The following is an 11,287-nucleotide window of genomic DNA, read 5'->3' on the forward strand; positions in this document are numbered from 1 at the left end:
CGCGCCGGCCATCCCGCCCGCTGCAGCACCGTCCGCTCGAACCGACTCACGTGGAGCCTCCATGCTCGAACAAGAATTCAATGCCCTGGCCGCCGAGGGCTACAACCGCATTCCGGTCACGCTCGAGACCTTTGCCGATCTCGACACGCCGCTGTCCATCTACCTGAAGCTTGCCAACGAGCCCTACACCTATCTTCTCGAGTCGGTGCAGGGCGGCGAACGCTTCGGCCGCTATTCCTTCATCGGCCTGTCGTCGCCGACCCGCATCGAGGTCTATGACCGCTCGGCGCTGCTGCTCACCGGCAACCGCCTGGTCGAGCGCCGCGACTACGGTGATCCGCTCAACTTCGTCGCCGAGTTCATGAACCGCATCAAGGTGCCGCCGCGCGAGCACCTGCCGCGCTTCGCCGGCGGCCTGGTCGGCTGCTTCGGCTACGACACGGTGCGCTACATCGAGCCCAAGCTGGCCAAGACCGACAAGCCCGACCCCGTCGGCACGCCCGACATCCTGCTGCTGCTGTCCGAGGAAGTCGCCATCGTCGACAACCTCAGCGGCAAGCTGACCCTGGTCGTGTATGCCGAGCCGGAGGTCCCTGGCGCCTTCAAGCGTGCGCAGAAGCGCCTTCGCGAGCTGCTGGCCCGCCTGCGTGCGCCGGTGCAGGTGCCCGAGGATTCGCGCGCCGAGCCCGCGACTGCGGTATCGAGCTTCGGCGAGGATGCGTTCAAGGACGCCGTGCGCCGTGCCAAGCAGTACATCGTCGATGGCGACGTGATGCAGGTCGTGCTGTCGCAGCGCATGAGCAAGCCCTACGCGGCGAGCCCGATGGCGCTGTACCGCGCGATCCGCTCGCTGAATCCCTCGCCCTACATGTTCTATTTCAACTTTGAGGATTTCCACGTCGTCGGCGCCTCGCCCGAGATCCTGACGCGGCTCGAGGACGACGTCGTCACCGTGCGTCCGATCGCAGGCACGCGCAAGCGGGGCGCCACGGTGGCCGAGGACGTGGCGCTGGAGAAGGACCTGCTGGCCGATGCGAAGGAGATTGCGGAGCACGTCCAGTTGCTCGACCTCGGCCGCAACGATGCCGGCCGCGTGTCGCAGACCGGTACGGTGAGGGTCACCGAGCGCTTCACCATCGAGCGCTATTCGCATGTGATGCACATCGTCTCCAATGTCGAGGGCAAGCTCAAGGACGGCCTCAACGCGCTGGCCGTGCTGCGCGCCACCTTCCCGGCGGGCACGGTGTCGGGCGCGCCCAAGGTGCGGGCGATGGAGATCATCGACGAGCTCGAGCCGGTCAAGCGCGGCATCTACGCCGGCGCGGTCGGCTACCTGGGTTTCCACGGCGACATGGACCTCGCGATCGCGATCCGCACCGCGGTCATCAAGGATGGCCAGATCCATGTGCAAGCGGGCGCCGGCATCGTTGCCGATTCCGACCCCGATGCCGAATGGCAGGAAACCCAGAGCAAGGCGCGCGCCATGCTGCGTGCCGCCGAGATGGCCGAAGGTGGCCTGGACACCGAGGTGAAGTGAGGGCGATGACATGCTGCTGATGATCGACAACTACGACAGCTTCACCTACAACCTGGTGCAGTACTTCGGTGAACTGGGCGCCACGGTGAAGGTGTATCGCAACGACGAGATCACCCTCGAACAGATCGAGGCGATGAAGCCCGACCAGCTCGTCATCTCGCCCGGGCCGTGCTCTCCGGCGGAGGCCGGCATCTCGGTGCCGGCCATCAAGGCGTTCGCCGGCAAGCTCCCCATCCTCGGTGTCTGCCTCGGCCACCAGAGCATCGGTGCGGCCTTCGGCGGGCGCATCGTGCATGCGCAGAAGCTCATGCACGGCAAGACCTCGCCGGTGCATCACAAGGACGTCGGCGTGTTCCGCGGCTTGCCCAACCCCCTCACCTGCACCCGCTATCACTCGCTCGCGATTGAACGCGACAGCCTGCCGGCGTGTCTGGAAATTACCGCCTGGACCGACGACGGGGAAGTCATGGGCGTGCGCCACCGGAAGCTGGATGTCGAGGGCGTGCAGTTCCACCCCGAATCGATCCTGACCGAGCGCGGCCACGACCTGCTGCGCAACTTTCTCGACCGCAGCGGCCCCGTGCCCGCCGCCGCCTGATCCCGGACGACACCATGCCCAACACGATCACACCCCAGCAGGCCCTGCAACGCACCATCGAGCACCGCGAGATCTTCTACGACGAGATGCTGTCGCTGATGCGCCAGATCATGGCCGGCGAGGTGTCGTCGGTCATGACCGCGGCCATCCTCACCGGTTTGCGCGTCAAGAAGGAGACCATCGGCGAGATCTCCGCCGCCGCAACCGTGATGCGGGAGATGTCGACCAAGGTCGAGGTCAAGCCACCGCATGATCACTTCCTGGATGTGGTCGGCACCGGCGGCGATGGTGCCAACACGTTCAACATTTCCACCACGACGATCTTCGTTGCCGCGGCGGCGGGCGCGCGTGTCGCCAAGCATGGCGGGCGCGGCGTGTCGTCGAAGTCCGGCGCGGCCGACGTCATCGAGGCGCTCGGCGTCAATCTCGATCTCACGCCAGTGCAGGTCGCCGAATGCATCGAGGCCACCGGCATCGGTTTCATGTATGCCCCGGCCCACCACAGCGCGATGAAGAACGTGGCGGCAGTCCGGCGCGAGATGGGCGTGCGGACGCTGTTCAACATCCTCGGTCCGCTGACCAACCCGGCCGGAGCACCCAACACCTTGATGGGCGTGTTCCACCCCGACCTCGTCGGCATCCAGGCGCGCGTGATGGAGCGCCTGGGCGCCAATCATGTGCTGGTCGTGCATGGCCTCGATGGCATGGACGAGGTCAGCCTGGGCGGCGCGACCCTGGTGGGCGAGCTGAAGAACGGTCAGGTCCGTGAATACGAGATCCACCCCGAGGATTTCGACATTCCGATGGCCAGCAACCGCAACCTGCGCGTAGAGAATGCCGACGAATCGCGCGAGGTGCTGCTTGGCGTGCTGAACAACCAGCCAGGGCCGGCGCGCGACATCGTCGTGTTCAATTCCGGCGTGGCCCTGTACGCGGCCAACCTGGTCGACTCGATCGGCGAGGGCGTGCGGCGTGCGCGCGAAGTCATCGAGAGCGGTGCGGCACGCGCCAAGCTCGACGAGTTCGTACGCTTTACCCAGCAGTTCCGGAGTGCGCAATGACCGACATCCTGAAGAAGATCTGCGCGGTCAAGGTCGAGGAGGTTGCGGCCGCCTCAGCCACGAGGCCGCTATCCGTCGTCCGTGACGAGGCCGAGGCGGCGCCTGCCGTACGCGATTTCGTCGGTGCCATCCGCACCCGGCATGCCGCAGGGCGCGCTGCGGTCATCGCCGAGATCAAGAAGGCCAGCCCGTCCAAGGGCGTGATCCGCGCCGACTTCCGGCCGGCCGACATCGCCGCGTCCTACGAGCGCGCTGGTGCTGCCTGCCTGTCGGTGCTGACCGACCGCCCCTTCTTCCAGGGTGCGCCCGAATACCTGCAGGCGGCCCGTGCTGCCTGCCACCTGCCGGTGCTGCGCAAGGACTTCCTCGTCGACCCCTATCAGGTGTTCGAGGCGCGTGCGATGGGGGCGGATGCGATCCTGCTGATCGCCGCGTGCCTCGAGCTGCCGCTGATGCGCGACATGGAGCAGATCGCCATCGCGCTCGGCATGTCGGTGCTGGTCGAGGTGCATGACGCGGCCGAGCTCGAACTCGCGCTGCAGCTGCAGACGCCGCTGATCGGCATCAACAACCGCAATCTGCGCACCTTCGAGGTCTCGCTGCAGACCACGCTCGACCTGCTGCCGCGCATCGCCACCGGGGCGGCGGGACGCATCGTCGTCACCGAATCCGGCATCCTCAAGCCCGAAGACGTGAGCCTGATGCGGGACAACGCGGTGCAGACCTTCCTCGTCGGCGAGGCCTTCATGCGCGTCGACGATCCGGGCGAGGGCCTGCGCGCCCTGTTCGGCTAAGCCGGGCCCTGCAACGCGTCCGGGCGTCCGATGAACGACGAGCCGACGCCGGCCGGGAACGGGCCCGCGAACGGGCCGCGGCGCCAGCGACAGCGCGTCCGCCTATGGCGGCGCGTGGCGCTTGCCATCGTGCTCGTGCTGGCGCTGGTGACCGGCGTTGCGGCCTGGCTGGTCGGCACGCGCTCCGGGCTGGAAGCCGCAGTGGCCCTGGCGCAGCGCGCGACCGGTGGTGCGCTGCAGATCGACGGCGCCCACGGGCGCGTCTTCGGTCCGCTGCGCATCGATGCGCTGCGCTACCACACGCCGGACCTGCGACTCCACCTCGAAGCGCTCGAGCTGGACTGGCAGGCCGCGCCGCTCCTGCAGCGTCGGCTGGTGGTCGACCGGCTTGCGGTCGCGCGCATCGAGCTGGCTCGCCGCAGCGATGAGGCTTCCAATGCACCGCCGACGCCACCCGGCGACCTGCAACTGCCGCTGCAGGTCGAGCTGCGCTCCCTGACCCTGGGTCGCTTCGACTTGCGGGAACTGGGCATCGGCGCCGGATCTCCGGCTGAGCCGGCTGGCGATCCGGTCAGCGAGGCCGCGCGCCAGCTCGACGAGGCGGCCGAGACCCTGGGCAACACGGGCGAGGCCGCGGCGGATGCGGTTCAGGCTGCCGCCGGGCAGGGGTTCTGGCTGGCGGACCTGAGCGCCGCGATCGACAGCGATGGCCGCCGGCATGCGTTGCGCGCGTTGTCCGTGACCTTGCCACAGGGGCAGCTGACCCTGGCGGCGCGTATCGACGGCCTTGCGCCTTTCGCGCTGGACGCCAGCGGCCGCTTCGACGGGGCGTTCGAGGGCCGTGCCTTCGAGGCCCGTCTCACCGTTGGCGAGACCTTGCTGGCGCCGAAGGTCGTGGTGGAGGCGTCCGCCGAAGGGCTCACGGCGCATGCGGAGCTGCTGGCGGCACCTTTCAGCGACACGCCGCTGCGCGCACTCAAGCTTTCGGCCGGAGAGATCGATCCGGCCGCGTTCGTCGCGGAGGCGCCGCGTGCCGCTCTCAGTATCGAGGCGGAGCTGGCCGCGGTAGAGGGCACGGCGACCTTGCTCGCCGGACCCATCCGCCTGACGAACCGCAGCCCGGCGGCGGTCGATGCCGGGGGGCTCCCCCTCGTTTCGCTGGCGGGCATCCTCGACTGGACGCAGGCGGCGATCGCCGTGGATGCACTCGACATCCGCCTGCCGGGCGACGGGCGTGTCAGCGGTCACCTGGAGTGGCGCCCGCCGAGGGCTGCGACCGGCGAGAGCGCGCTGCAGAGTGGCGTCGGCCAACTCACCGCGGCGCTGGAACTGGCGGGCATCGACATGCGCAGCCTGGATGGACGCCTGCCACGCCAGCGGCTGGCAGGCCGCGTGGACGCCGAAGGCGATGCGCAGCGCCAGCAGGCCGCGCTGGCGCTCGCGCTCGGTGCGGCGCGTATCGACGCCCGCGCCGAGTTGAGCGCAGTGACCGCCGATACGGGTGCCGGCAGCCCGGCGCAACGCGCCGATCCGGCCGAATCCGGTGCTGGCACCGCTGCCGCCAGCCCTGCCCACGATGGCGGGAAGGAGGGCGTGGTGGCGGACGGGCCGCCCCGCCACTTCATGCTCGACGCGACGTTGCGTAACCTCGATCCGCGTGCCTGGCTGGCCGAAGCGCCACAGGCGCGGCTGAACCTCGATCTCAAGGCGTCGGGCGAACTGTCCGAGCGGGGTGTGCCGCGCATGCTGGCGGCGACCTTCAACATTCCGGACAGCCGGCTCGAGGGCCTGGCGCTGGGCGGGAAGGGCCGTGTGCGCGTCGAGGGCATGCGCCTGCCAGAGGTCGAGCTTGCGCTTGAACTCGCCGGTAACACCTTGCGTGCGGAAGGGGCCTGGGGCGGAGCGGGCGATGCGCTCAACCTGGCGCTCGATGCGCCGCGACTCGATGCGCTCGGTCACGGTCTGGGCGGACGTGCCGGCGCTCGCGGTCAGGTGCGCGGCACGCTGGCGGCGCCGGCCGGCGAAGTGCAGTTCTTCGGTGAGGCTCTGCGCCTGCCGGGCAAGGTGCGCCTGCTCGGCGCGAACGGTGCGGCCCGCCTGGAGGCCGGCGCTGACGGGCCGTTCCAGCTGTCCGCTGGGCTGACTGGGCTGGGGCCACTGGGTACGGACGCTGACGGTGTTGCCTTACCGGACTGGCTGGCCAGCGCACGCCTGTCTGCATCCGGTACGCGCGCCCGGCACGAACTGGAGCTCGCGCTGCAGACGCCCACGCGCGACGATGGCGCGGACAGCCTGCGCCTGGGCTTGCAGGGTGGGTTCGAGCAGGTGGCCCGGGGGCCGAGTTGGGCGGGCGAACTGAGGGTGTTCGAGACGGCCGGCCGCTTCGTGTCGCGTCTCGTGGCGCCTGCGCGCCTCCTCGTGTCACCGACGGCGCTCCAGCTCGGCGCCGCGGAGCTCAGTGCCGGCGAAAACGGTCGCATTCGCCTGGAGGAGACGGCCTGGTCGCCGCGGAAGGCGGTCGCGCGCGGCGCGCTGAGCGGACTCAGCTTCGGCCTCGTGTCGCGGCCCGACGGCCGCCCCCGGCGCGGTCCCGGACCGCTGGTGCTGGGCGCTGACTGGGATCTGTCGATGGGCGACACGCTCGACGGTCAGTTGCGCGTGTTCCGTGAGGCCGGCGACCTGACGGTCGAGGGCGAGATCCGCACCCGGCTCGGGCTGGAGGCGCTGGAGGCGGTGCTCACCGCACGCGGCGACCGCCTGACGCTCACCGCGGATGCGCGCGGCAGCGAGTTCGGCCGGCTGCAGGCCCGTGCCGGCCTGCGTGCGCGGCGCACGGCCGATGGGCAATGGACGCTGCCGCCGGACACGGCCCTGTCCGGCGCGGCAGAGCTCGACATGCCGTCCATCACCTGGTTGGGCCGGCTGATGCGCGAGAACGTCGAGACCGCGGGCCGGCTGCAGGGGCGGGTCGAGTTGGCCGGCACGCTTGATGCGCCGCTCGCCAGCGGCCGGCTCGACGGTCGCGCGCTGCAAGTGGCGCTCGTCGACCAGGGGCTGATCCTGTCGGGGGGCGAATTCACCGCCAGCTTCGACAGCGACCGGGTGCGGCTCGAGCGTCTCGCCTTCGTGTCGCCGAACAGGGTGCGTCCGCGTGAGGGCCGCATCCCCTTCGAGCGCCTCACCGCCGAGCCCGGTCGCTTCACCGCCAGCGGCGAGGTGCTGCTCGACAGCGGTGCGGGCAGCTTCCGCTTCGCTGCCGACCGCCTGCCGCTGCTGCAGCGTGACGATCGCTGGATGATCCTGTCGGGCCAGGGTACGGCGCGCAGCAGCTGGAGTTCGCTCACGCTCGATGCGGATTTCCGCGCCGACGCCGGCTACATCGAGTTCGCCGAGACGCTGCCGCCGAGCCTGTCGGACGACGTCGTTGTGCTCGGTCGCGACGAGGTGCGCAGTGGCAACTTCGCGCTCGAGGCGGACGTGCGCGTCGGCCTGGGCGACGCGCTCTTCCTGTCGGCGATGGGACTCGAGACGCGGCTGGCGGGCGACCTGCGCCTGCGCCTGCGCCCCGGGCAACCGCTGTCGGCGGTCGGCACCATCTCCACGGTGGGCGGCAGCTATCGCGGCTATGGGCAGAACCTCGTCATCGATCGCGGCGTGGTCAACTTCCAGGGGCCGCTCGACGCGCCCGGTCTCAACATCGTCGCCCTGCGCAAGGGGCTGGCGGTGGAGGCCGGCGTCGCCGTCACCGGCAGCGCCAAGCGACCGCAGGTCCGTCTGGTGTCCGAGCCGAACGTGCCCGACCCGGAGAAACTCTCGTGGATCGTGCTCGGCCGTGCGCCGGATGCCGGCGCGGGCGCCGATCTCGGCCTGCTGCTGCCGGCGGCGCAGGCGCTGCTGGGCGGACCGGGCGGTGGCATGACCGACGAACTGTCGCGCAGCCTCGGCTTCGACAGCTTCTCGATCGGCCAGGGCGAACTCAACAGCACCTCGCGCGCCGCGACCAGCCGCGTGGTCGGCGGCGGCTCGACGATCGCCAGCGGGCCATCCGTCTCCGGCCAGGTGCTGAGCCTGGGCAAGCGCCTCGGCACCGACCTGTTCCTGTCCTTCGAGCAGAGCCTGGGGGGGGCCGAAACCCTGGTGAAGCTCAGCTACCAGCTGTCGCGCCGCCTGTCGCTCGTCGCGCGCGGCGGCACCGACAACTCGCTCGATCTCTATTACAGCTTCTCCTTCCGCTGAGTCAGCCGGTCCGGTGCCGGCACTTGCGGCGGGTGGGGAATGAATGCGTCTGGCCGCGGTCTGTGCAGGCAGACCGATCACCCTTGGAGTGCAAGCAAGATGACCGAATCGCAACCGTCCCCCGCTCTCGAGACCGCCATCCTGGGCGGAGGCTGCTTCTGGTGCCTCGAGGCCGTGTTCCTCGAGGTCGAGGGCGTCCACGCCGTGACCTCGGGCTATTGCGGCGGTCACGTCGACGCCCCCACCTACCGCGCCGTGTGCACCGGGGGTACGGGGCATGCCGAAGTGGTGAAGATCGACTTCGATCCCGCTGTCGTCGGCTACCGCGAGCTGCTGGAGATATTCTTCACCATCCACGACCCGACCACGGTCGACCGCCAGGGCAACGACGTGGGGCCTCAGTATCGCTCGGTGATCTTCGTCACCAGCGACGACCAGCTGCATACCGCGCTGGCGCTGATCGAGGAGCTGGGCGAACTGCGCGTGTTCCCCAAGGCCATCGTGACCAGGGTCGAGCGCGCGCCGGCGTTCTGGCCGGCCGAGGCGGAACATCACGACTACTACACCCACAACAGCGACCAGCCCTACTGTCAGTACGTGGTGGCGCCCAAGATCGCGAAGTTTCGCGCCAAGTTCGGCGAGCGCCGCCGTCGCGACGGCAGGTAGAATCGCGGTCTTTATCCCACGAGCAGGAGACGCGCATGACCCAGACCACCACCGCCAGCGGCCTCGTCATCGACGAAATCGAAGTCGGCACCGGCGAGACCGCCGTGAAGGGCAAGATGGTGTCGGTGCATTACACCGGCTGGCTGACCGACGGTCGCAAGTTCGATTCGTCCAAGGATCGTAACGACCCCTTCAACTTCCCGCTCGGCGCCGGCCACGTCATCCGCGGCTGGGACGAAGGCGTGCAGGGCATGCAGGAAGGCGGCAAGCGCAAGCTGACGATTCCGCCCGAGCTGGGCTACGGCGCGCGCGGCGCCGGCGGCGTGATTCCGCCCAACGCGACGCTGGTGTTCGAAGTCGAACTGCTGAAGGTGCTGTAAGCGCGGGCACCGCGGCCACCGCCCCGGCGGTGGCCGGTTCAGGCTGCACCTCATAACGACATGGCCACCGGCCGCATCCATCGAGGGATGGGAGACATGAAACTCGACCAGGCGCAGCGCAACATCCTGACGCTGCTGCAGAAAGATTCGACCCTCAGCACCCAGGCCCTGTCCGAGAAGGTGGGCATGTCGGCCACACCGTGCTGGCGGCGGGTGCGAGAGATGGAGGAGGCGGGCGTCATCCGCGGCTACGTGGCGCTGGTCGACCGCCACAAGGTGGGGCTGGGCACCTGCGTGTGGGTCCGGGTGAAGCTCAAGCAGCACAGCGCCGACGTGCTCGACCGCTTCGAGCGGGTGGTGAAGGCCTGCGAGGAGGTCGTCGAATGCTACGAGCTGCTGGGCGAGACCGACTGCCTGCTCAAGCTCTACCTGCCGAACCTCGAGGCGCTGTCGCTCTTCATGCACAACTTCCTGCTCAAGATCCCCGAGATCGACGTCACCCATTCGGCGGTGGCGCTGCGCGAGATCAAGAACGAAACGGCCCTGCCGCTGTAAGGCGGGCAGGGCCGTCCGTGATCGACTGATTACAGGTTGTTCCAGAACACGTACAGCACGCCCAGCGGCGCCACGTAGCGCGCCAGGATCGACCACACCGCAAAGCCGGTGTTGCCCAGGTTCAGCTCCTGCTTCACGCTGTTCTGCTCCAGCTTCCACGCAGCGAACACGATGGCGCCGAGGCCTGCCAGCGGGAGCATGAACTTGCTGGTGATGTAGTCGAGCAGGTCGAAGATGTTGAGGCCTGCGAGTTTGACCTCGCCCCACAGGTTGAACGAGAGCAGGGCGGCGATGCCCAGTGCCCAGATCGTCAGGCCGGCGACCACGGTGGCGGTGACGCGGTTCATCGGCGTGCGTTCTTCGAGCAGCTCGACCACCGGTTCCAGCAGCGAGATCGACGAAGTCAGCGCGGCGAAGGTCAGCAGCAGGAAGAACAGGCTGCCCAGCACCAGTCCGCCGCCCATGTTGCCGAAGGCCAGCGGCAGGGTGACGAACACCAGGCCAGGGCCGGCGGCGGGGTCGAGGCCGTTGGCGAACACGATCGGGAAGATCGCCAGGCCGGCGCACAGCGCGAAGGTGGTGTCCATGATCACGACGGTGCGTGCGGCGCGCAGCAGGTTCACGTCCTCGCCGAGGTAGGAGCCGTAGGCCATCATGATCCCCATCCCCAGCGACAGGGTGAAGAATGCGTGGCCGAGCGCGGCCAGCAGCACCGAGCCGTCGAGCTTGGTCCAGTCGGGGTTGAACAGGTAGGCGACGGCCTGGCCGAAGGCGCCGGTGGTCATGCCGTAGCCCACCATCACCATCAGGATCAGCGCCAGCGCCGGCATCATCACCTTGCTGCCGCGCTCGAGGCCCGCGGAGACGCCCATCGCGACGATGACCACGGTCAGCAGCATGAAGGCGCTGTGCCAGGTGAGCAGCTCGGCGGGGCTGGCGAGGAAGCCGTCGAAGATGGCGGCGATACCGTCCTTGTCCAGGCCGCTGAAGGTGCCGGTGGCGGCGTCGCGCATGTACGCCAGCGCCCAGCCGCCGATCACCGAATAGAAGGACAGGATGAGGAAGGCGGCGAGCACGCCGACGATACCGACGAGCGCCCAGTTGCGCGTGTGCCCGTGCTGGCGGGCAAGCTGGGCCATGGTGTTGATCGGGTTCTTCTGGCCGCGGCGGCCGATCATCCATTCCGACACCAGGATGGGCACGCCGATCAGGGCGATGCACAGCAGGTAGACGAGCACGAAGGCCGCGCCACCGCTCTGGCCGACCATGTAGGGAAACTTCCAGATGTTGCCGAGGCCGACGGCCGACCCGGTGGCGGCGAGCACGAAGCCCATCCGCGAGGACCATTGGGCGTGTGTGGTGGCGCTCATCTCATCGCACCTCACACAGGGTCGGCGTCGATGGCGGACTGGTGCGCGCAGGGTGCCGCAGCGCGCCAGGGGTGCTGGTTTGGATCACGG

The 11,287-nt window shown here is 69.1% G+C and carries 9 protein-coding genes; 8 read left to right on the forward strand and 1 reads right to left on the reverse strand.

The window, feature by feature from the left end; translation table 11 throughout:
* Positions 1-61 precede the first annotated feature (61 nt).
* The 8 genes from trpE to C664_RS04915 all read left to right on the forward strand — a co-directional run bounded on the left by trpE (position 62) and on the right by C664_RS04915 (position 9,827).
* Positions 62-1,537, forward strand: a complete 1,476-nt coding sequence (gene trpE, locus C664_RS04880) for an anthranilate synthase component I (protein WP_004254078.1) — start codon at positions 62-64, stop codon at positions 1,535-1,537.
* A 10-nt stretch (positions 1,538-1,547) separates the two neighbouring features.
* A complete protein-coding gene (locus tag C664_RS04885) occupies positions 1,548-2,135 on the forward strand; it encodes an aminodeoxychorismate/anthranilate synthase component II (RefSeq protein ID WP_004254080.1) in 588 nt (195 codons plus the stop codon).
* Between the two features lie 14 nt (positions 2,136-2,149).
* On the forward strand, positions 2,150-3,196 hold the full coding sequence (gene trpD / locus C664_RS04890) for an anthranilate phosphoribosyltransferase (RefSeq protein WP_004254083.1): 1,047 nt from the start codon (positions 2,150-2,152) through the stop codon (positions 3,194-3,196).
* Positions 3,193-3,990, forward strand: a complete 798-nt coding sequence (trpC, locus tag C664_RS04895; RefSeq protein ID WP_004254085.1) for an indole-3-glycerol phosphate synthase TrpC — start codon at positions 3,193-3,195, stop codon at positions 3,988-3,990. The genes trpD and trpC overlap by 4 nt, the downstream gene beginning before the upstream one ends.
* A gap of 114 nt (positions 3,991-4,104) precedes the next feature.
* Positions 4,105-8,226, forward strand: coding sequence for a translocation/assembly module TamB domain-containing protein (locus C664_RS04900; RefSeq protein ID WP_232435065.1), 4,122 nt, complete (start codon positions 4,105-4,107; stop codon positions 8,224-8,226).
* A 99-nt stretch (positions 8,227-8,325) separates the two neighbouring features.
* Positions 8,326-8,892, forward strand: a complete 567-nt coding sequence (gene msrA / locus C664_RS04905) for a peptide-methionine (S)-S-oxide reductase MsrA (RefSeq protein ID WP_004254088.1) — start codon at positions 8,326-8,328, stop codon at positions 8,890-8,892.
* A gap of 35 nt (positions 8,893-8,927) precedes the next feature.
* Positions 8,928-9,272, forward strand: a complete 345-nt coding sequence (locus C664_RS04910; RefSeq protein ID WP_004254089.1) for an FKBP-type peptidyl-prolyl cis-trans isomerase — start codon at positions 8,928-8,930, stop codon at positions 9,270-9,272.
* A gap of 96 nt (positions 9,273-9,368) precedes the next feature.
* Entirely contained in the window at positions 9,369-9,827 is a 459-nt protein-coding gene (locus tag C664_RS04915) for an Lrp/AsnC family transcriptional regulator (protein ID WP_004254091.1), read from the forward strand.
* A 29-nt stretch (positions 9,828-9,856) separates the two neighbouring features.
* Here C664_RS04915 and C664_RS04920 read toward each other — a convergent pair whose 3' ends face one another.
* The gene (locus tag C664_RS04920; RefSeq protein WP_038010943.1) at positions 9,857-11,197 is read right to left on the reverse strand and encodes a sodium-dependent transporter; all 1,341 of its coding nucleotides are present in this window, start codon (positions 11,195-11,197) and stop codon (positions 9,857-9,859) included.
* Positions 11,198-11,287 lie beyond the last annotated feature (90 nt).

This window comes from Thauera sp. 63 (assembly GCF_000310165.2).
In the GTDB taxonomy this organism is placed as follows: Bacteria; Pseudomonadota; Gammaproteobacteria; order Burkholderiales; family Rhodocyclaceae; genus Thauera; species Thauera humireducens.